The organism is Chlamydia buteonis (genome assembly GCF_900634605.1).
GTDB lineage: Bacteria > Chlamydiota > Chlamydiia > Chlamydiales > Chlamydiaceae > Chlamydia > Chlamydia buteonis.
The window spans coordinates 98,536-120,312 of the sequence record NZ_CAAAFM010000001.1 but is presented as its reverse complement, the minus strand read 5'-3'; the positions used below and the strand labels follow the sequence as shown (position 1 = coordinate 120,312).

The window sequence follows — 21,777 nt, the reverse complement described above, 5'->3', positions numbered from 1 at the left end:
AACTTAAAAAAAATGAGAGAGGCACAAAGGCCTCTCCCAAAGGGTGATTGGATCATTTGGTTATAAACGGATTTTCTCCGTTGAAAAGAGGAATATAGCTAGTAATGCTAAAAAAGCAATTAATACAATTTCTGTAACCTCTTTTTTTGCAAAAAAAGTTTTTGCATTTTTGCCTTTTTTCCCAGCATCGATGTAAAAGGGAATACCTAAAGCCAAGAGAATGATAGCCATGAGTAGATATTTTAGCCCTCCTGCATAGATGAGCCAAATAGCATAAACAGCACCAAGGAGTCCTGTAGTTTTTGCAGTACAGGCTTTGATTGGCCCCTTATTTGGGTATTTTTTGTCTTTACTAAACTTCACAAGAAAAGCAGCACTTGCGAAATAGGCAGGTAAAACCATTACTCCTGTAATGCTCAACATCGTATTCCATGCGTCGGTTGAAAAGTATACCAGAAGCATAGCGATTTGCATAAGAGCGCTAGTGATATATAACGAGACTTTAGGAGAGTGCTCAGCATTTTCGATAGTGAAAATCTCTGGGAATGTACCATTTTTTGCTGCAGAATAGGGGATTTCAGCAACGATTATAGTCCAGGATAACCAACTAGAGAGTATGGCAACAAGTAGACCTACATTCATTAAAACTTCGCCCCATTTTCCTACGAGAATACCTAATACTCCCGCGGTTGAAGGGTTGGCAATACCTGCGAGTTGATGTTGAAATAAGGAGCCAAAAGGTAAGATAGATAAAAGTATGTAAACAGTGAGACAACCAGTAAAACCTAAAATCGTAGCTTTTCCAACAGCACTAGGACTTTTTGCACGTGCGGACATAACTACAGCTCCTTCGATTCCTATGAAAGCCCATAAGGTAACTAACATTGTGCTTTTTAGCTGACTAGTCACAGATCCTAATAACGGTTGTGTTTTTGTAACCGTATCCCCCCAAAAATCTGTTTTGAAAATAGCAAGTTTGAAAAGAAAGGCTGTAATGATAATGAATACAATAAGAGGAACAAGTTTGCATACTGTTCCGATTACGTTAATGAACGATGCCTGACGGATTCCTTTCAAGACGATGAAATTGAAAACCCATATGAGTATGGAGCCTCCTATAATTGCGGGTATAGTATTTCCTCCTTGAAAGTAGGGTGGGAAGAAATAGTTTAATGCATCCATGGTCATCACGGCATAACCGACATTACCAAAGATCTGGCATAACCAATATCCCCAACCAATAGTAAACCCTATGTAGGGGCCAAATCCTTCTCGGCTGTACATATAGATCCCTGTCGTTAAGTCAGGGCGTACTAATGAGAGAATTTTAAAAGTATTGGCAATGAAAAACATGCCTACGCCTGTTAGGATCCATGCTAAGATAATTGCTCCTACTCCTGCAGATGCTGCCATATTTTGGGGAAGGCTGAAAATTCCTCCCCCAATCATGGAGCTAATTACCATACCTGCTAAAGCTATGGCTCCGAGATTTTTCCCGGATTTACTCCCATTAGAAATCATGTATTCTCCTTACTTAATTGTTGCCGGATCGGCATTTTCAAAGTTGAGAAACCCTAATGCGGTTAATGAGAAACCATATTTTTGCTTAATGTTAATGTAGTTATGGAAATATTGAAATTCACTATGTTTTACAACTGAACGAAGATCCAGTTCATGTTGAAGGGATTTCTTCAACCACATTTTAGCATGAGATTCTGCGATTTCGTCGTTAATCCATGTAGGGAAAAACTCTACGTATTCTGCTGCCCATCCACCGATAAGCTCGCCATTTTTGTCTTGCCCCCAGCAAATACCTATACCAGTAGCAATTGCATGAGTGCCTTCTGCTGTGGAAGCTCCGCGTCCAGCCATAATGACTTCTAAAACAGCACCATGTTTGAAGAATTTTACACATTGATCTACAGGAAGAATATTTCCAAAGAGTTCTTTAGGTAGCACTGATGTGTAAGGGACGATATTAAAATTCTCTATTTTCGCTTGTAATAGAGCTGAGTCATAACAGAAAGTTTCAAAAGGTTGAGGAGGCATTCCATCATCGGATTCACCGACTCCTCCGGTATGGAAAGCCAATGTGGGGTAGCGCGTTCCGTAAGGCATGTACAAACTCCTAAGAATATCAAGTTATAGGATGTTAGGTAGAGAAATTAGCTCGGACGCCGTAAACTTTAGCAGAACGTTTATCAGGTCTCCGTGCAGGATGAATATAGATTTGTAGATCTGGAGTTAGCGATATGTGAGGTCCAAATCCTATGGTTGCGAATGTTTCTATTACAGTTTCGTATTTGCGAATTTTCTTTTCTGTAACTACTTTAGGGTTGACTTTGCTCATGGAGCACGCAGCCCCTAAAAGATCTTGAGGATTGCGATTTATTGGATTTGCTGATGCTAATCCAAGAACATAAGAACGGTTGAGGTTCATCGCTGTTCCCGTGGCACCATTCCATCTTCCAAATACGTAAAGTTTCTCGCTTAAGTGCTGTCCGAAGTTTAGCGACCATCCTGTTGTTTGCGTAGGTTGTTCTGGCACCTTTCTTGTAGAATAGATTAATGCAGAATATTGCCCACTACCTAAAGTACTTTGAGGTGCCCAAGAGAAATATCCATAGAAGTTATAGCGATTTCTTGTAAGGTTATAAAGGTCGAAAGAAGAGCCTAAAACATCGTAAGCATCTTGGAAACCAACTTGAATATTTATAGAGGGGGTAGGTGTAAATTGTAGATAGGCGCCAACACTTCCTAATGAATACGTAGCACTAGCATTTTGTGATAACGCGTAACTTAGGAATCCTGATTGTTGATCGTTATCGTACAACGTCCCATCTATAGAGTATAGGCTGTATTGTCCAAATGAAATTGTAAGAATATTCCCCGGGAATGTCTGAGAAAACGTTAGCTGAGATAACGTATTAGCTCGGGTACTATAATCATTAATTCCACCCGCAAGTCCTGTAGCGTTGTTAGCATTTTGTGCGTTGTTCCTCCAGTAACGTATTAAGGTGTAGGAGAAATCGATACTCCCTATACCTGCAGTAGGGCTGTTATAGAGTTGCCAAGAAACGCTAGGACTCATGTAAAATTGCCAAGTCGGCTGCTTTTCATCAATTGCCGTTAGAGCACCTTTTTTAGGATAAAACCATTGAGGAAGAATGGTAAAATCCACAGAAATTTGAGAGTTGGTCTCTTTTTCTATTGAGTTGAACAATTTGGAGATCGACAATCCCTCGTCGCAAGGGCGATCTTCTAATACGTTACGTATTGGGGTAAGTATGTTACGACGAGGTTCTTGGCTTAAGGTTTCAGAGGATTCTAGTATCGAGGAAGAGGAAACATTGGAATCTTCCGTGTGCCTTTTTTTCAATCTTTCAGAGTATTTGTGATGGTGAAGCTTAGGGTGATTCGGATCAATAGCATAGGCAGGCATTATCATCATGCCGTAGGCACATAGAGCGGTTAATAGAGAGGAACGAAAAGACGCCATGAACTACCAAAAGAAAAGATACGCGGTTCTTTTTTGTGACTCTAAAAAAAAAAGTTTTTTTTATGCCATCATTTTTGGTGAAAATAGAGGAATTATCATCTTAATGTTATTCTATCATTTGGTGCCTTAGTAATAAAGCAGCAGCCTCGTTGCTGAGAAGTTTTTGTGTGTATGTGTATTGGATCTTAGAGATTTCAGGATGATATATTGGTGGCAAGAATTTTTTAGCTGAGTAAGTAATTCCAAGATAAGAAATTTTTTTTAATTTACATAACTCACCAACACGTACCACGTTTTCTTTGGAATTATCCACATAGATAATTTTTTCAGGACGGGCTGCGATAGTATCTAAGAAGATTTGGAGTCCTGGTCCTTTATGGAGTTCTTCTCCAAATAATACCCCAGAAGAAAAAAGGATACTTTTTGGAAGTTCATGAGTTATAACGGGGGCTGTACTTTCTAAAGATAGACCCAAGCTTTTTAGCTGTTGTAGAGTAATAGCTTTTGAAGAATGTTTACGCTCTGTATAAACAAATAGTGTTTTCTGTTTTTCCTGGACTTTTGTGATGAGGATCTGCATGGCATTTTCTATGGTTTTTACAGATCCTTTTTCTAGAAACCCTTCCCAATAAGGGTAGACAGTTTCCCAGGCTTCACTTTCAGAGAGGCCGAGTTGTTGAAATCCTTCTATTGTTTTCTGGAGCCACAATGTCTGTGTTAGGGCCTGAGCTCCTTCTAGTAACGTGTCATCAAGATCGAATATTAACCAAAAATCCTTATCATCATACAGGATATCACCTGCAATCTCGTGAATAGATTTTACCTCTACATAACGCGTGGTTTCTGTACAGTCACTAAGCGTAGGAAAAAGAAAGAAGAAAAATAGCCAGTACTTTTGCATGGGAGGAAGAATAAAAAATATCGAAAATTATAACGCAAAATAGGAATTTTTTACATAGTGTTAACAATATTCTCTACACTCAGACGGAATCTTTCTCTATTCTCTTGAGAGAGTTTATCTGGAAACCATAAGGAAAATTGCAGGAGAGCTTGCTCAGCAAACATTTCATAGCCGTAAAGAATCTGACAACCTCGATCTTTAGCTTTTTTCGTATAGAGAGATTCTTTAGGTAGTGTATTAATATCGATAATCACAGGAGGGTAGATTTCAGGTATTTCTACATCGGGAGGAAGACATAAAATTAGAATATCGATGTTGTGGTTTTCTGATAAGGAATTTAAGGGAAAAGCTTGACCATGACATAGCACAGAGAGTTTTTCTGCGTGAGTTTCCGTACGGTTAAAAATGCTAATCTGTGCTCCTGAATAAGCGAATGTAGTGGCTATTGCTTTTGCTGCACCTCCAGATCCCACTATACCCACATGCTTGTTGTGTAGAAGGATGTTCTTGCGTTTTAAAAGGTTTAATAGCCCTAAACCATCTGTGTTGTATCCTGCGATCTTATTATCATGGAAAACTAAGGTATTGCAAGACTGACACTGTTGTACAGAGGGATCAAAAATATCGATATATTCAAGAACATCGGTTTTAAAGGGCATAGTAACACTCAGACCACCAAAAGGCAGATCACGAGTTAAAGAGAAAAATTCGTTAAGTTCATAGGGGGATAGTAGCATTTTTATGTAGCTCATGTTGAGCTGTAGCTCTGAAAATAATTTATTATGGGAAAGATGACTGATGCTACGGTCTACAGGGTTACCAATCAGACCATAGATACGGGCTTCTGAAGAGAGATTAGTATAGTTGTATGCTAGTAACTCTTCTATAGAGAGCTGTCCTGGGGCTACTTTCGGAGCATTGATGCCAGAGGCATAATTAATGGCATTTTTCATTAATGGTGAAAGAATGCGCGAGGCTATGCCTGCATTTCCCATACAAAGTAATGTGGTATTTTCGGGAAGGTGTTTTTTTATTTGTATGCAGCGGAGGGTGTCTATAGACTTTGTTGACGTCATAGCAATTTTATAATGATGTGCTTGTTGCCTAAGCATTTCATTACAGAGATTAGGAATGTGTTCGGAAGTTTCGCTATGATAAGAGAGAATAATTTTTATTTTAGGATAATTCTTTTGGATTTTTGCTAAAGCTTCTTTGGGGAAGTCTTTATCAATATCTAGGTATTCAGGCTGTAACTCTGCAAGTTGTATAGTACGTTCTATCCATGCTATTTCAGAAAGGCTCTTGTGCTTTCTTAATGTAAGAATAGGTTTTTTTGCTAAGGTTATGAGATGTTTGAGTTCATTTGAAGACAGGGATAAAAGACAATCAATGCGTAACTCTATACTATCGACTAGAGGTAAGGAGTGTAAAAGTTGCTGTTTAGCTTCAGCAAAAGTAGGCCCACTAATTGTTGCACACAGCATAGCATTCACTTTTTAGAATTTCATAAAGGATATCCATTTTTGGTACTGTACAATAGACGCCATTACATGAAGCTGCTCTGCCCAAATGTTCTATCATAACCATCCTGATAGCTTTTTTGGAGAGATTTTTTTTGTCATAGCCAAGAGCATGGATGATATTTTCAGGATTGTAAAATTCATTATGAAGATGTTGAGGAATAAGATCGCGTAGTTCTTCAAGAGTTGTAGGCAAATGGAAGCGTTTAAATAGATGGTGTAATTGCTCTGGCAGAGAAAGATTTTTCATAATTCCTGATTCTAGGGAAATTTTTGTTTCTATCATCATGCCTACGCTTACCGCCAATCCGTGGGGGAGATAGCCTTGGGATAATGTTTCTATAGCGTGTGCAATTGTATGACCGAAATTGAGTATTTTTCTTAGATGTTTATCATAAGGGTCTTTAGAAACAATGGCAGCTTTAATGAGGCAGTTTCTTTTGATAAATTCACTAAGAATTTCCCGAGAAGAAAATAGCATCTCACTGTAGTTATGCAGAAACTCCCAGATATAGGCATCAGCGATACATCCGTGTTTTATGGCTTCGGAAATTCCGTAGAACCACTCTTTCTTAGGTAATGTTGATAAGAACTCAGGGCATATCCAGACATCTTTCGGGGGATAGAAAGTACCCAAGCGATTTTTTAATCCACGTAGATTAATACCATTTTTTCCTCCTATACAAGCATCTATCATTGCCGTCATTGTTGTGGGGACTAAGAATAGCGGAATGCCCCTGCAATATGTAGAGGCGAGAAATCCTGCCATATCCAAAACTACACCACCCCCAATACCTATAATGGTAGAACCTAAAGGAATATCTTGATCTACAAGTTGATTTTGCAGAGAAATGAAAATTTCCCATGTTTTATTTTTCTCTCCGGGAGGAAAGGACAAAGGAATTACCTTATAGTCTAAAGAATTTATAAAATCTAAAATAGGAGGAAGAATTTCTTTTGCAACTTGAAAATCGGTAATGATAACAATTGGATAATCTGTAGATATAGAAGAAAATAACTTTTTATTGAAGAAGTCACCTATAAGCTTGATGTTATGAGGATTGGAAATAAAGTTTTTGATCATAATCTCGCACATCGTTGTTGTAATAACAAATCAGCTAGGACAAGATTTACCATAGCTTCTACAACACCTACAGCTCTTATAGCAACACAGGGATCATTACGACTGTCTTTTTGCGTAGCATAGCTCGTAGGCTCCCCAGTTTTCGTTACTGTGCAACAGGGTTTTTTAATAGAAGATGTAGGTTTAAACACTATTCGACCATTAAGGGGCATTCCTATAGTAATCCCTCCTAAAGATCCGCCACAATTATTAGATCCCATGGAAACTATCCCGTCTTCGATGATAATAGGATCAATATATTCCGATCCATACCTATCAGCAGAAGCGAATCCTAACCCTATTTCAAATCCTTTAGCTGCCGGAATGCTCATCAGCGCGGAAGCTAACATTGCTTGTACTTTACTGAATACTGGCTCGCCAAGGCTTTCATGAATAGGAGAAGTAATAAAAGATACCACGCCTCCTAGCGAGTCTTGTTTATTTTGTAGGTCTGTTATTATTTGAAAGATGGAGTCATAGTTTAGCGGAGAAAGAAAGGGGGAGTTGTAAATACTTTGCGCAAATTCTTTAGAATATTTTGGATATTCCTCAATAGATGCCTCTCCTAATTTAGATAAGAAAGCTAAGCAATGAATATCATAATGGGCAAGAAATTTTGCTGCGATTACACCGGCAGCCACGCGGCATGCAGTTTCTCTTGCGGATGATCTTCCTCCTCCTAGAGGGTCTACAATGCCATATTTTTTCTCATAAGCAAATTGTCCATGTCCTGGACGGTAGCGATCGTCTTGTTCGCGATATGGATCGCTTTTTACATCAGTATTAAAAATTTGCAGAGCAATGGGTGTCCCTGTTGTCTTGCCTTGATAGATTCCGGAAAGAATATGAACAATATCAGCTTCTTTACGTGGAGATGTTCCAGGTCGTCCTGGGCATCTGCGCGACATGGCAGGAATAAAATCTTCAGGGGCAAGTTGTAGCCCTGCAGGACACCCGTCGATGACAACCCCAATACAAGATCCGTGAGATTCTCCCCATGTCGTTAGAGAAAATAAAGAACCAAAGCGATTTCTCATTGATTTAGTAAAGTATTAAAAGATTCACACGCAGATAATAAAGAACATTCATCTAAAAGATTTACATCATCAAGAGGGAAATGATAATCACAGATGCGTTGCATACGCCCTACACGTTGTTGTAAGATTTCTTCCATATTTGGAGCTCGTTTTAATCTTTCAGGAAGACCACGCTTTAAGAGCCTTTCACGAATCTGAGCTATAGGAAGGGATAGATAAACCAGTGGTCCTCTATTTTTAATTATATCACATGCTTTTTGATGCATGATGGTGCCTCCACCTAAAGCTGTAACACTATTATCTAGAGAGAGAGAATGGAGAGCTTCAATTTCTAATTTTGTAAACTCTTGTTCTCCAATAGCTTGGAATATTCCACAGACCGAGGAATGTAGCTTGTTGCCGTAGTTACTTACAATTAAATCATCAACATCGAAGAAAGAGATCGAAAAATATTTAGCGAGAGCCTTGCCGAACAATGTCTTGCCCACTGTGGGCAGGCCGCAGAGAAATACATTCATAATGTTCCTGGATGTTCGCATGTAAAGAATTTAGAATCTGGATGAAATTTGGGAAAGTTTTTTTTACACAACCAGTATCATAAATGATACTATCCCCAGAAGCATGCATCGCTGCTATAGACAGGGCCATAGCAATTCTATGATCGTTATGAGAATGCATGGAAGCTCCATATAATGGGCTTGGATTGATTAGTAAACCATCGTGGCACGGTTGGATACAAGCTCCCATTTTCTGTAGTTCTTGAGTGATTGCAATAATGCGGTCGCTTTCTTTATCTTTAGCGCCTTGAGCATTATATAGATATGAGGAGGATGTAGCAAAACAGCAGAGAACAGCGAGAATAGGAAGAGCATCAATAAAAAGATCCATATCAATATTTCCTCCTGAAAATGTGGAAGGGAAAATAATAATGGTGTTGTTTTCAAAAGTAATATTTGCTCCAAGTTTTTTAAGAAGGAAGAAGAGTTCCTTGTCTCCTTGGATATCGTCGATATTGAGATTTTCTAAGTAGGTGGGATGAGGGGATTGAGAGAGTAGGGCAGCAGCTGCAAGGAACGCTGCACTGCTAAAATCACCCCCCACAGTATAGGAAAATGCTTGGGGGCGAGTTTTCCCTTCAAACGAGTAAGTGTTCTCAGATTGCGAATAGGGAATAGCGAGGAAATCAAGCCACCACAATGTAAGAGCAAACCAAGGTCGTTCTTTGGGATTGATGATAGTAAATGAAAAAGGTCCTTCTGCTAAAGAACATGCTATAGCAAGAGCAGAGGCGTATTGGGAGTCATCGCCTATAACTTCTGTATATCCGGAAGAAATTGGCCCTAAAACAGAGAAGGGCAGAGAATGGGGATCTCCTTCATAGAAAAAGGTAGCCCCAAAATTTTCTAGAGCTCGGATTAAGGGAGCTATGGGACGCCGTTGTAATTGTGAAGATCCTGTAATTGTGATCTTCTCAGAAAAGATCGCTGCAAGTGCTGTAAAGAAACGAAAAACGATTCCAGAACTGCCTGCATTGATGGAGGTATTTTTGGGAAGTGTTAGCTGGGATGTTCCCGTAATTTCAAGATGTGTAGATTTTTTAAGAATTTTTGCCCCAAGCTGCTCGCAGGCTTGGATCATAGCTTCTGAGTCTGGAGAGGCGAGAGCATTATGTATTATAGAAGTACCTTGTGCTACCGAAGCCCAAAAGATAGCTCGTAGAGTATGAGACTTCGACGGAGGAACGGAAACTCTTCCAGATATAGAGGATTGAGAAATCTTATAAGCAAGCATTTTGGCTAACTTATTTTTGTTTTCCAAAAAGCTTGCCTGAACACTAATTTATCTTCCAAGAAAATATAATCTATTCTGGAAGACTAAATCATACATGTTTTCTCTACAAGTTTCTCTAAGTAAGTGACTAACTGCAAGCATAGCGTGCTTTCAATTTTGCAAGCATATGAAAGAAGTTCTTTTGCATGTGGTAATGTTGCTAACTCTGATTCCATTTCTTCTAGGTGTTCTTGTTCTTCCAAGATAATGGATTTTATTGTGACCTTGCTCCCTGCCTGTTTTAAAATGTCATGGTAGATAGGGTAGAGCTCAGCAGCGCGCATTTCTATAGCAGAGGTCACAAGTACGTAGGCCGTAGTTTTCAATGTTTGTCCAGAAAGGTGGTAGTGGTTTTTAAGTATTTTACATGTGCGCAAATCTAGAAGATGTAGGTAATACTTAACGCCATAGGAGCCGAGCATTTTTTCTAGAGAATAATCAAGAAAAGGTTGATCTGAGATTCTTGAAATTTGAGTTTTTAGATAAAACGCATGACGGAATTCTTCTGCAGCGTGTTTTAATACCTCTTTTTTTACTTGTGTAGGGTGCTCGCTAATTGAGATTTTTTTTGCCCCACAGTTTTCTAAAAACGATAATGTATTGACCCACTTGCTATGTAACTCGTTATCCGCAACGATATTTTTAAGGACTGATGACCAACGTGATGCGTAAGATACAAAGGTTGTTATTGTATTCGTAAGCATAGAATCTCCTGGAGGTAATGATAAATTCGATGCAGGTCTTCCTTGTGGATACAGTAGGGAGGAAGGACATAAATAGTATTTCCTAAAGGGCGTAGAATGAGGTGATTTTCTATAAAAAAGTTATAAAGGGTATCACGTAAATTAGAGAAATATCCTAAAGATTTGGTTGGATAATCTACAGCAAGTACCGTTCCTAAGACATCACAGCGTTGCCATTGTGCTCCGTATTGTGATTGGAATTGCTTATGACAAGTCTCTATCATTTCACGTTGCTGTCTGCACTGAGGGGATAATGTGAGATCCAAAGATGCTAAGGCTGCAGCACACCCTAAGGGATTCCCTGTATAGGTATGGCCATGTAAAAAAGATAATCTACGATCTTTAGCTACAAAAGCTTGGTAAATTTCTTCGCGCACTACAGTGACAGCAAGGGGAAGAAATCCACCTGTTAATCCCTTAGAAAGACAAAGGATATCTGGGTTAGTTTGCATGTATTCTGAAGCAAACAGTGGTCCTGTGCGTCCGAACCCTGTAAGAATTTCATCGGCTATGCAAAACACATCATAGTGTTTGGCGAGTGCTAAAATGGCATCTAATCCTTCAGGATTGTACACACGCATGCCTCCTGTACCTTGTAAGATCGGCTCGTAAATAAATCCTGCAATTTCTCCTGTGGAAAATAGAGCTTTTGCTTGCTGTAAAGAGATATCTTCTTTTCCATAGTAGGGAGGGTCTATAGTGTCCGCAGAGAAAAATAGAGATTGGAAAGGTTTATTAATATCCGCCGGGCCTGCTATGGACATAGCTCCGAAAGTATCCCCATGGTAGCCATGTTTTAAAGATACAAAACGAGTTTTTGGTCTTCCCTGATTATAAAAATATTGCAGTGTGATTTTTAAAGCGATTTCTATAGAACAGGCACCATTATCAGAGAAGAAACAACGTTCTAAACCGTCCGGAAGTAGTTCCGTAAGCCTTTGAGAAAGTTCTTCAGCAGGACTATGTGTGATATTAGAAAAAATTACATGCTCAAGTTGACATGCTTGTTCTGAGATTTTTTGCGCAATATAGGGATGAGCGTGACCGTGAAGATTACACCACCATGAAGAAATGGCGTCCAGATAAGCAGCTCCCGATTTTGTATAAAGATAAGCACCTTCTCCACGTGCAATGTGGATAGGTTCGTGATCTAAACCGGGTTGAGCAAAGGGATGCCATATTTTAGATTTTTTTTTCCCATTTTTTAGCTCTGTCAACATAACTGTATTTCTCTATATTTCCAGGTTTCTTTCCATAGATTTGCGTAGTTTTGTACTATAGCTTTGGAAATCATCTTTTCATAATTCAAACGTCCCAAAAAAGGCAGACCGGTCATATTAAGCAGCCAATCTTCTTCTTCCTTAGAGTATTGATTGAGAATTATTCCTAAGATGCTGAGGTTTCTTGCTTGCATAGCCTCAATTGTTAAACAAGTGTGATTGATACTTCCTAAATAGGCTTTGCTAACAAGCACCCAATGGCATGGCCATTTCGCAAAAACATCACCCTGTAAAGAATTATATGTGCAGGGAGAGAGGAATCCTCCTGAAGTTTCAATAATGAGAGAAGAATCTGTTTTTGGAAGAGTGATAGTTTCTTGATTAATAGTGATATTATCGATTTGAGCTGCTTGGTGGGCTGCTAGGGAATGAGAAAGTCGGTAAGATTCTGGGTGGCAGCGAGCTCCTGAGAGTTCATGAACTATGGCACTGTCAGAGTGGTTTAAGGAGCCAGATTGTATGGGCTTCCAATATTCTGCTTGAAATAGGATAGTTAAGATGGCGCTAACGAATGTCTTGCCGACTTCTGTATCAATTCCTGCTATGATAATATGCATAAGCTTTCTTGGATTTCGTATAATTTATTCAAGAATTCTGTGATTTCACTTTTGGTATTAAACGAGTGAAGACATATCCGTAATAATTCTTCTTTTTGTTTTACAGTTGGACTGACAATAGGGCGGACATCAAATCCAAAATCCTGAAGTGTTTTTGCTGCTTTGCGTACTTGAGTGCTTCCTGGTATACATAAGGACTGAATAGGCGTATTGCCATTGTCTTTAAAAATAGGTAAACGCATGTCTTGTGCTTTTTCTCGGAAATAAGAGATCAGTTGTTGGAGATTTTCTCTAAGGACATTCGCTTTTTCGTTATATTGATAGGCCAATTGGATCAATGCAAACGCATGGGGAGGTAGAGCCGTGGTATAAATAAAAGGACGGGAGAAATTAATTAGGTAGTCTTTAAGAATAGCTTTTCCTCCAACTGCTGCACCATGAATCCCTAAAGCTTTTCCAAAAGCATATACAGTTGCAGATACGTCATTTTGAAGCCCTAAAGAAGCTACGTATCCCTCCCCTATATTTCCAAAGACTCCTAGAGCATGTGCCTCGTCAACAATAAGATGCGCAGAGTATTTTTTACATAAAGCACAGATGGCTTTTAGGGGAGATACTGAACCATGAAGCGAATATACAGATTCCACGCAAACAAAGGTTTGTCCACAGTGTGGTTGTGATAAACGCTTTTCTAAATGTTGAATGTCATTATGACGGAAGGGGATCCCCTGGGCTTTCGCAAGGCGAATGCCGTCATGGATAGAAGCGTGGATATAGATATCGTAGATTACACGGTCTTCTTTAGAAACCAGTGCTGAAATTAATCCGAGATTTGCCATGTATCCAGAATTAAAAATTAAAGCGCTTTCCATATTATGATAGGCAGCAATGTATTGTTCTACACGATCTGCTAGAAGAGATTGCCCTGTGAGGAGACGTGATCCTGTAGAACCCAGGGAATGCATATAATCCCATGCGTTAGAAAATCTTTGTTTCAACTCTAAAGATCTAGCAAAGCCAAGATAATCATTAGACGTGAAATCTATAGAAGTAGAGACAGTTTTTAATGTTCGGTGAATCTTTCTATGTTTTTGTTTTTCTAATCTTTGTTCTAACAGGTTACAGATTGGCATGGTTGCCCTCTTTTCATTGAAAATGCTGGACGATGACGCATTCCAAGTAAATTCAGCATGGCGGTGTCTTCATCCATATCGTTGTTATCTACAGTGAGGAGTTTCTCACCATAGAAAATCGAATTTGCTCCGGCAATGAAACATAGAGTTTGTTGTTCCACAGAAAGGAAAGCACGTCCTGCGGCCAGGCGCACCATAGAGTGGGGAAACACAATGCGTGCTGTAGCTATCGTACGTAAGATTTCCCAAAAAGATATCGATTTCTGATTGTGTAGGGGAGTCCCTTCTATCGGCCAAAGCACATTGACAGGCACCGATTCTGGCATGCGTTCTCTACTTGCTAGGTTATGAAGCATCTCGATACGATCTTCAACAGTTTCTCCCATACCAACAATCCCACCACAACAGACATTAATTCCAGATTTTTCAACGATATCCAAAGTTCGTAAACGATCTTCATATTTGCGTGTGGTAATGATTGTCTTGTAAAAACCTTCAGAAGAATCCAAGTTGTGATTATAAGCATAGAGACCGGCCTTAAAGAGCTTTTCAGCTTGATTTGGGGTGAGCATGCCAAGAGCACAACATACCTCAGCGCCCATATTGGTAATGCCTTTGATCATTTCTAAAGTGCGATCAAATTGATGGTTATCTTTTACTTCTCTCCAAGCAGCTCCGAGGCACACGCGAGTGGCTCCAGAATTTATAGCATGTTTTGCCTTATCCAAGACTTCTGTGATTTTCATCATTGGTTCTGGTTTGACATTTGTTTGGTAACGTGAAGACTGTGCGCAATAAGCGCAATCTTCAGTACAACCACCTGTTTTTATCGAAACAAGATAACATGTCTGTAATTCGGAGTGGGGAAAATTACTTCTTAATATAGCGTTCGCCCTATGGATTAACTCAAAAACAGGAGTGTTATATACTTCTTTAATTGCGTCTAATGACCATAACTCAGAGCGTGCTTCCATAAATGATGCTTTCCTAGAAAAAGGTTGACAATGTAGACAAAGGGAAGAATTGTTAACATAGAATCCCTAGAAAGTCAATAACAACGGATTTGTGAAAGTCTACACGAATTAATAAGATACGCTTATCTTTTGTTGAAAAATGGGATGAATTTTTTAAACAGAAAGTTGAGTGATACGGTTTGGGATACCTTCCTATCACTCTATTTGATTTAGATGGATTGAATCAGTTTAAAGTCGGAAAACTTTAGTTAGTTCAGAGAGGAGGTAAAACCCCCATCCAAAAGTAGATTGACCCCTGAAATAAAAGAGGAGGATGGTGTTAGGAGAAACTCTATGGTTTTTGCTAGCTCTTCAGATTCGCAATGACGACGTAAAGGTATTTCTTCAGTCTCCTTATTATATTCTTCCATATAGCTAGATTGGTTTACTCTAGCTTTTTCTTGAATTCTATTTTTATGAAAAGGAGTGAGTACAACTCCTGGAGAGACAACGTTTACACGAATTCCTTTAGGGCCCAATTCATAAGCAAGAGCTTTAGCATACGTTGTCCACATACGACGAATAACACAGGATAGACCGTAAGCGGGTAGGCGTTGTATAGATGTCGTTCCTCCTATGATCACAATAGAACTTTGAGAACTCATATAGGGGAGAGTCGCTTGAATTAGAGCTGTCTGTGCTATAAAAGTTGTTTGTAATGTGGATTCCCAAGATTCCGGGGATTGTAAAACGCTTCCCCAAATAGGGCGAGGTGTTAAAATGATCAGCCCTTGAATAGGGCGATTGAGCTCTTTAAGAGTTTTTTTATAATCTGCAAGATATCCGGGGAAAGAATAGTCTATAGCTAGAGTTGAAGAATTGGGGTTTTGTTCGTGTAGTGTCCGAAGTTTATCGTGTTGTCTGCCTATAAGTAGTAGATAGTAATCTCGTTCGTGAAGATACAAGGTGACTGCTGAACCTAGTTGTCCTGAAGCTCCTGTAAGTACGACACACGGATGGTTTTCCTTTGTTGTTGCTAACGCAAAAGTGGAGGAAAACAAAGTGAGGATGATTATAGCGTACTGGATGAGTTTTCTGCTTGATCGCATGTAATTCCTAGCAAGTTAAGAGTGTAATCGGAAGCTTGAGTTATTGGGCGTTGGTGAATAGTTTCTAAGAATTCCTGTAAGAAATACTGAGCTTGTGTGTATCCCATTACGGGGGGCACGTAGTCGGGGTCGTCTAAGTATTTATCAAGGAATAGAGAAAGCCAAATTCCGCAAGACGAACTGTCTTGTTGTATGGGGGTTTTTATAACTTTTTTGACAACAAACGGAGAACACGCTCCATTGGCATCGGGATGAACATTTCCTAATCTAGTAGCTATCGAGTTTAGTGCTGGGTCAATTATCCGATTATCTATAAAATTCGCTAGACTATCAAAGAAAACAACCTCCCTTCTGTCTAAGTTGACGATTACCAGTGTCCAATGAGATACCCCCGCAAAACCCCTTTGTGCTGTTGATAACATCAAGGAGTTCAGTTCCTCCGCATTATTCGCACAGGGGTGGTGCCATAATGGGTAAGCGTAGATTCGGAAATTTTGACAACCCCTTTCCACTAAATGAGGATAGTCTTGGTAATTGTCTTGGTGATGACATTGAGTGCTGTCAGGGTGGTCTAAAATGCTTTGAGTAGAGAAGTCAAACATGTGTAGGTCTTCTAACACCACGCGTTCTATAGAAAAACAAGTTGACGGTGTATAAAGAGAGGACACGAATAGATTAGTATGCTTCTCAGACAGCCTGATAAGATGAGTTGAGATTTCTAGATGATCCCAGCTGCCAAATGAAATTTCCGGTTTTGAACTAAATACAGACGCGTCATACAGGTAGGGTGGGTAATAATATTCTGCGCCATCTACACAAGAACAGCGGATATCAAAGTCCAAGAGATTCTGTGTAGACATAAAACATAGAATCAACCCTAGAGTAATAATAATAAATACAGAAGCTAGTATGACTCTAGCTAATTTACTTAAAAATGAAGCGTTATCAAAGGAGCCTGGTCCGGTAATAGGTGTTTTTTTACGCATAAAACCAACCGTTCTTTCTCCGGAAGAATAAGTATTATAGGGATTATACGATGTATAAATAGATCTTTGGTAAGTAGTTGGCGGAGAAAGAAGAAAGTTAGCCATAAAACTGTTATTTTATTTTTTTGCAACGATTATAGTTTTTTTAAAGAAAAAAATCATTTTAATTTTTTATTAATGACTTACTAACTTCTTATTATTTTACATTATCTTTGCAGACGCATAAGATTTTCTTACCCCGATATAAAAGATGGGTGTGGTGAGAATGTTAAAGAAAGCTTTATAAAAATAAGAGCACATCATGATTTGTAGGGTTTTTGTAAAAGGGAGGCGCATTCCTAGGTAAATGACGCCAAAATCCACAATAAACGTGTCTATCATTTGAGAGAGCAGTGTGGAGGTATTGTTACGTAGCCAAGCAGGAGTGTTAGGAAAGTGTTGTTTGAGGAAGTGAAAGGAGACAATCTCTAGCTGCTGAGAGACTGAAAAAGAGACAAAGGACGCTATAAATACTATCGGGCTAATGTCAAAAAGGGTGTGCCATGCATACTCTACATCTGGAGAAGATGCCGGAAGAAAAGAGACAATATGAAGGAATACCAATGCGAATATGTTTCCAGCAAATGCAGACAAAACCATACGCCGGGTTTTCTCAGGGCCAAAGACCTCATTAACAATATTAGAGATTACAAAGGTTGCGGGATAGAGTATCAGCCCTCCAGGGATCGTGAAGTAGGAGGTAATAACAAGCCTAGAAGCTGCCACGAGATTTGATAGGATCAAAATCAATGAAAATGTGAGTGATAGGTTAAAAAGCACCCTATTTTTATGAAAAGACATGTTCATTTAAAAAATAGATAATATCTTGATAGTATACATCGTGTGGACCAAAGACAATAAAATCAAGTCGTCCTTGCTCTAGAAATAGGTGCATTTTTTCTGCAACGTCATTTAATTCGCTAAAATCACGAATGATGAAGAAAGTGGTTTGTAGGGATTTTGGATTGCAGGGGCGTTGTATAATGTGTTCGGTTTTAAACGGAGAAATGAATACGTTGTTGTTAAAGGTATAGGATAACTGATCTGTGGAGCTTAATATAGCAGCTCCGTATGCTTTTCTCTTTCCCTGTTTTTCAATAAGACCGTTTTCTACTGTAAACCAGAAACACCGCGAGATTGCTAGAACATTGCTGTTAAGTATTCGAGGCTGGTCTTCTATAGAATAGATTTCTTTTGCTCGTTCTACAGCTTTTATAAAGAGCTTCCCCATAGAAGAAAAAAATTTTACGAATTCTTGATGCAGTAACCATGGGACATGGCAAAATAAATCGTGAATGAGATCAGGAAGAGGCGAAAAACTTTCATCCTCCATTTTGCGTATGTGTTTAGCTATAGGAAACCGTTGCTGACTTAACTCAAATAAATAATCGTGTGGCGGGAGATAATCTTTTGTTGAGGATAATGTAAGACCTGTTTGTGACAGGATAGTATGGTTAATGTGATCAATATCTATCACTGATCCTGCAGTTAGATTTAGAGCATCTAAATACTCAAAAAAAACTTGGGGACAATAAGCCTTCCATAAAGCAAGTCGAGAATTTAACAGTGCATCTGAATAACTTTCAGAGTTGGAAAGTATTGCAGCGATGTGACGAGTCATGAATAAATAGAAGTTTATAGTTTAGGATCTACTTAAAAAAGCTTTCTACTTGTATAGACTATTACGGATTATAAAGAACAATTCGTGTTGAAAGAATCAAAGAGATTTAAATTCTAGGGTCATTTAGGATTTTTGTCGAGAGAAAGCTAATCCCTTTTAGGGATATAAAAAGTAGTGTTTTGTCTGCATTTTTAGAAGGTTGTATGCGTGTTGGTATTATCGGATGTTCGGGAAGAATGGGAACGTTATTGAGTTCTTTGTTGAGATCATCAAACCGTTTTATTTTAGGCCCAGGGTTCTCTAGACAGAGCTCTTATTCTTTAGACTCCGTTATAGAAAGTAATGACGTTCTTGTAGATTTTTCTTCCTCATCTTTTTCAGATGAACTCCTCGTTGCCTTGCTTTCTAACCCTAAACCCCTGATTTTTGCTACGACAAAGCCTGAGCCCTCTTGCTCTGTAGATGAGAAATTACAACGTTTAGCTGCTTATGTTCCTGTTGTTGTCTGCCCTAACACAAGTCTAGGAGCATATGTGCAAAAACGTTTGGCAGGTCTACTTGCTCGGGTATTTGATGATAGGTACGATATCCGAATTTCTGAAGTGCATCATCGAGGAAAAAGGGATCCAGTTTCTGGAACGGCTAAAGAACTAGCCTCTATTCTTCGCAATACTAAGCAAGAGGCCTGGCAACAGGAATATAGTATCGGGTCTCGTTGTCATAGTGTAAAAAATATTGAACTGCATGCATCGCGTGTAGGGAATATTGCTGGCGAACATGAAGTCGCCTTTATTAGTGATAAAGAACAAATCATTATACACCATAAGGTCTTTTCTAGGGCAGTGTTTGCAGAGGGGGCTTTAAGAATTTTAGATTGGTTAATCGATGAGTCTCCATCCCCTGGATGTTATGGACCTGAAGTAGGGCTAAAGGTTTCTATGTGAACGAACAGTTCTTGCTTAAAAAACAAAACGGTTATTACAATGCGGCCTCTAAGATTCTTTGATTTTTGAATAAGAAGCACGTGTTTTGGATTATCACCAACCTAAATTTCATGGCGGTTTATTGGCCTGCTTTTTTTATTCGTAATCAAGGATGATATAGTATGATTTCAGGAGGCAACACATGCGTGTGGCTGTTTTGGGAGCTACTGGACTTGTTGGACAAAAGTTTGTAGCTCTCTTGCATAAATGGTTTCCTTGGCATATTTGTGAAGTTGTTGCCTCCGAGACAAAATGTAGTCAAACTTATGGTTCTGTATGTGTGTGGCAAGAGTCGTTAGGCCCTATGCCAGCCAGCATGAGATACGTACCTGTTCGTAGGATTGAAGAAGTCGAGTCAGATGTTGTCGTGTCTTTTTTGCCAGAGATTGTAGCAGAATCATTAGAGTCCTACTGCTTGTCTAAGGGGAAGTTGATCTTTTCTAATGCATCAGCTTATAGGATGCACCCTGCTGTTCCTATAGTTATCCCTGAGGTAAATCCGGAGCATTTTCAACTTGTGAATAAGCAACCTTTTCCAGGAAGAATCATAACAAACTCTAATTGCTGTGTGTCAGGTATTGCCTTGGCCTTAGCTCCTTTAACGGAGTTGAGTATAGGTCATGTACATATTGTTACTTTGCAGTCAGTGAGTGGAGCTGGGTATCCTGGGATTTCTTCTATGGATATTTTAGGAAATACAATTCCTCACATAGTAAAGGAAGAGGAAAAGATCCTGAGAGAAACGTTAAAGATTTTAGGAAGTAGTGAAGAACCTGCGGATTTCCCTATAACGGTTACTGTGCACCGTGTTCCTGTAATTTATGGGCATACATTGACCTTACACGTGACTTTTCATAATACTGTAGCTATAGAAGACATTCTTCATATTTATCACCGTAAGAATGCAGAATTTCCCGAAACGTATAAACTTTACGATTCTCCTTGGCATCCACAGGCAAGAAAAGATCTCACAGATGATGATATGCGTGTGCATATAGGTCCCGTTACTTATGGAGGAGATTCCCGAACAATAAAGATGAATGTATTGATACATAATCTTGTTCGAGGTGCTGCGGGAGCTTTATTGATGAATATGCAGAACTACTGTTTTCAGAATGCTGGAGAATATGCATGCCCCCAGTAGTCTATAAATTTGGTGGGACGAGTTTAGGAACTGCGGAAAGTATCAGAAAAGTTTATGATATTGTTCATAAGAATACGCCGTGGTTTATTGTTGTCAGTGCTGTAGCCGGTATTACGGATCTTTTGGATATGTTTTGTTCCGTTTCTAGTGAATATCGGGAACACATCATTTTGGACATAGCAAACAAACATAATGAAATTATTCATGATCTACAACTCACATTCTCTATATCTCCCTGGATAGAGAAGTTACAAAGTTGTATGGATAAGGAAAAAATATCACCGCGTGATCGCGCAGAAATTCTTGCTATAGGAGAGGATATATCAGCCTCTCTATTTCATGCTTTTTGCTGTAGTAATGATTTCTCTTTAGAGTTTTTGGAAGCTAGAACCGTTATATTAACAGACGGTGAGTATAGTCGAGCAACTCCTGACATTTTGCGTATGCGTGAGAATTGGCATGCTCTCGATTTTCGGAGTGATGTTTGTTACATTACCCAGGGATTCATAGGAGCAAATGCTTCTGGGGAAACAACACTATTAGGTAGAGGGGGTAGTGATTATTCTGGAGCTTTAATTGCTGAAATGAGTCACGCTAAGGAAGTGCGTATTTATACGGATGTTAACGGTATTTATACCATGGATCCTAGAATTATTGAAGATGCTCAACTTATTCCCGAGTTGAGTTTTGAAGAAATGCAGAATCTTGCCACATTTGGTGCCAAGATTCTTTATCCACCTATGCTTTCTCCTTGTGTGCGCGCTGGTATCCCTATTTTTGTAACCTCAACTTTTGATTTGTCTAAAGGGGGCACGTGGATCTATGCTATGGATAAAATTATGAGTCATGAGCCACGTGTAAAAGCATTGTCTTTACGTCAGCATCAGCGTTTATGGTCGATAGACTGCAGCGGTTCAAGTACTGTGGGCTTGGATAAGATTTTACCTATACTAGAAATCCATCATGTTCTTCCTGGATTAATAACTTCTCAAGACAGCACGGTATCCTTTACAACTGATGATGATGACGTTTCTGACGATGTTATTCGAGAGCTGTATGATAAATTATCGAGCATTGGCACAGTGCATATGCTCTATGATCTGGCGTTAATCACGATGATCGGTTCCGGATTAGCTTCAACAAAGGTTGTAACGACTGTGACGGAAAAATTACGGCATTATCCTTCCCCAATCTTTTGCTGTTGCCAAAGCTGTATGGCATTAAGCTTAGTTGTTCCTGAAAATCTTGCAGGAAATGTTGTAGAACAACTCCATAATGATTATGTTAAGCAGAAGTTTTCTGTAGTATAACCGCTGATT

Annotated in this window: 21 protein-coding genes; 3 read left to right on the top strand and 18 right to left on the bottom strand. The window is 39.1% G+C overall.

Translation table 11 applies throughout. From position 1 onward, the window contains the following. Positions 1-60: 60 nt before the first annotated feature. The 18 genes from aaxC to E1N70_RS00445 form a co-directional block, all read right to left on the bottom strand. Positions 61-1,521, bottom strand: a complete 1,461-nt coding sequence (gene aaxC / locus E1N70_RS00530; protein WP_131743651.1) for an arginine/agmatine antiporter AaxC — start codon at positions 1,519-1,521, stop codon at positions 61-63. A gap of 9 nt (positions 1,522-1,530) precedes the next feature. Continuing rightward, a complete protein-coding gene (aaxB, locus tag E1N70_RS00525; RefSeq protein ID WP_131743650.1) occupies positions 1,531-2,118 on the bottom strand; it encodes a pyruvoyl-dependent arginine decarboxylase AaxB in 588 nt (195 codons plus the stop codon). 34 nt (positions 2,119-2,152) lie between these two features. Beyond that, a complete protein-coding gene (gene aaxA, locus E1N70_RS00520) occupies positions 2,153-3,499 on the bottom strand; it encodes a porin AaxA (RefSeq protein WP_131743649.1) in 1,347 nt (448 codons plus the stop codon). A 106-nt stretch (positions 3,500-3,605) separates the two neighbouring features. Further along, positions 3,606-4,400 carry a DUF2608 domain-containing protein gene (locus E1N70_RS00515; RefSeq protein ID WP_131743648.1) on the bottom strand — a complete coding sequence of 265 codons (795 nt, stop codon included), beginning with the start codon at positions 4,398-4,400 and terminating at the stop codon, positions 3,606-3,608. Positions 4,401-4,450: 50 nt separating this feature from the next. Beyond that, positions 4,451-5,884 carry a bifunctional 3-dehydroquinate dehydratase/shikimate dehydrogenase gene (locus E1N70_RS00510; protein ID WP_131743647.1) on the bottom strand — a complete coding sequence of 478 codons (1,434 nt, stop codon included), beginning with the start codon at positions 5,882-5,884 and terminating at the stop codon, positions 4,451-4,453. Then, positions 5,865-7,004 carry a 3-dehydroquinate synthase gene (gene aroB, locus E1N70_RS00505; protein ID WP_131743646.1) on the bottom strand — a complete coding sequence of 380 codons (1,140 nt, stop codon included), beginning with the start codon at positions 7,002-7,004 and terminating at the stop codon, positions 5,865-5,867. The genes E1N70_RS00510 and aroB overlap by 20 nt, the downstream gene beginning before the upstream one ends. Further along, the gene (aroC, locus tag E1N70_RS00500; protein WP_131743645.1) at positions 7,001-8,080 is read right to left on the bottom strand and encodes a chorismate synthase; all 1,080 of its coding nucleotides are present in this window, start codon (positions 8,078-8,080) and stop codon (positions 7,001-7,003) included. The genes aroB and aroC overlap by 4 nt, the downstream gene beginning before the upstream one ends. Next, entirely contained in the window at positions 8,077-8,598 is a 522-nt protein-coding gene (locus tag E1N70_RS00495; RefSeq protein ID WP_131743644.1) for a shikimate kinase, read from the bottom strand. Before E1N70_RS00495 ends, aroC begins: the two co-directional genes overlap by 4 nt. After that, positions 8,534-9,871, bottom strand: a complete 1,338-nt coding sequence (gene aroA, locus E1N70_RS00490; protein ID WP_131744145.1) for a 3-phosphoshikimate 1-carboxyvinyltransferase — start codon at positions 9,869-9,871, stop codon at positions 8,534-8,536. The genes E1N70_RS00495 and aroA overlap by 65 nt, the downstream gene beginning before the upstream one ends. An 83-nt stretch (positions 9,872-9,954) precedes the next feature. Beyond that, on the bottom strand, positions 9,955-10,614 hold the full coding sequence (locus E1N70_RS00485; protein ID WP_131743643.1) for a hypothetical protein: 660 nt from the start codon (positions 10,612-10,614) through the stop codon (positions 9,955-9,957). Further along, a complete protein-coding gene (gene bioA / locus E1N70_RS00480) occupies positions 10,596-11,873 on the bottom strand; it encodes an adenosylmethionine--8-amino-7-oxononanoate transaminase (RefSeq protein WP_131743642.1) in 1,278 nt (425 codons plus the stop codon). The genes E1N70_RS00485 and bioA overlap by 19 nt, the downstream gene beginning before the upstream one ends. Beyond that, complete coding sequence (bioD, locus tag E1N70_RS00475) at positions 11,867-12,490, bottom strand: dethiobiotin synthase (protein WP_131743641.1); 624 nt, start codon at positions 12,488-12,490, stop codon at positions 11,867-11,869. The genes bioA and bioD overlap by 7 nt, the downstream gene beginning before the upstream one ends. After that, the gene (locus E1N70_RS00470; protein WP_006343382.1) at positions 12,475-13,623 is read right to left on the bottom strand and encodes an aminotransferase class I/II-fold pyridoxal phosphate-dependent enzyme; all 1,149 of its coding nucleotides are present in this window, start codon (positions 13,621-13,623) and stop codon (positions 12,475-12,477) included. Before E1N70_RS00470 ends, bioD begins: the two co-directional genes overlap by 16 nt. Further along, positions 13,602-14,597: a biotin synthase BioB gene (bioB, locus tag E1N70_RS00465; protein ID WP_131743640.1), complete on the bottom strand. Its 996-nt coding sequence runs from the start codon at positions 14,595-14,597 to the stop codon at positions 13,602-13,604. The genes E1N70_RS00470 and bioB overlap by 22 nt, the downstream gene beginning before the upstream one ends. Positions 14,598-14,845: 248 nt before the next feature. Next, a complete protein-coding gene (locus E1N70_RS00460) occupies positions 14,846-15,685 on the bottom strand; it encodes an SDR family oxidoreductase (protein ID WP_006343380.1) in 840 nt (279 codons plus the stop codon). Continuing rightward, positions 15,649-16,776, bottom strand: coding sequence for a Ulp1 family isopeptidase (locus tag E1N70_RS00455; RefSeq protein ID WP_131743639.1), 1,128 nt, complete (start codon positions 16,774-16,776; stop codon positions 15,649-15,651). Before E1N70_RS00455 ends, E1N70_RS00460 begins: the two co-directional genes overlap by 37 nt. A gap of 96 nt (positions 16,777-16,872) precedes the next feature. Next, positions 16,873-17,511 carry a queuosine precursor transporter gene (locus E1N70_RS00450; RefSeq protein ID WP_006343378.1) on the bottom strand — a complete coding sequence of 213 codons (639 nt, stop codon included), beginning with the start codon at positions 17,509-17,511 and terminating at the stop codon, positions 16,873-16,875. Beyond that, a complete protein-coding gene (locus tag E1N70_RS00445; protein WP_006343377.1) occupies positions 17,498-18,331 on the bottom strand; it encodes a phenylalanine 4-monooxygenase in 834 nt (277 codons plus the stop codon). Before E1N70_RS00445 ends, E1N70_RS00450 begins: the two co-directional genes overlap by 14 nt. Before the next feature lie 203 nt (positions 18,332-18,534). Between E1N70_RS00445 and E1N70_RS00440 the strand changes: the two genes are divergently transcribed. The 3 genes from E1N70_RS00440 (at position 18,535) to E1N70_RS00430 (ending at position 21,768) form a co-directional block, all read left to right on the top strand. Then, positions 18,535-19,275, top strand: a complete 741-nt coding sequence (locus E1N70_RS00440; protein ID WP_006343376.1) for a 4-hydroxy-tetrahydrodipicolinate reductase — start codon at positions 18,535-18,537, stop codon at positions 19,273-19,275. Between the two features lie 181 nt (positions 19,276-19,456). Then, complete coding sequence (gene asd, locus E1N70_RS00435; RefSeq protein ID WP_006343375.1) at positions 19,457-20,458, top strand: aspartate-semialdehyde dehydrogenase; 1,002 nt, start codon at positions 19,457-19,459, stop codon at positions 20,456-20,458. Further along, positions 20,446-21,768, top strand: coding sequence for an aspartate kinase (locus E1N70_RS00430; RefSeq protein ID WP_006343374.1), 1,323 nt, complete (start codon positions 20,446-20,448; stop codon positions 21,766-21,768). The genes asd and E1N70_RS00430 overlap by 13 nt, the downstream gene beginning before the upstream one ends. The last annotated feature ends 9 nt before the right edge of the window (positions 21,769-21,777 follow it).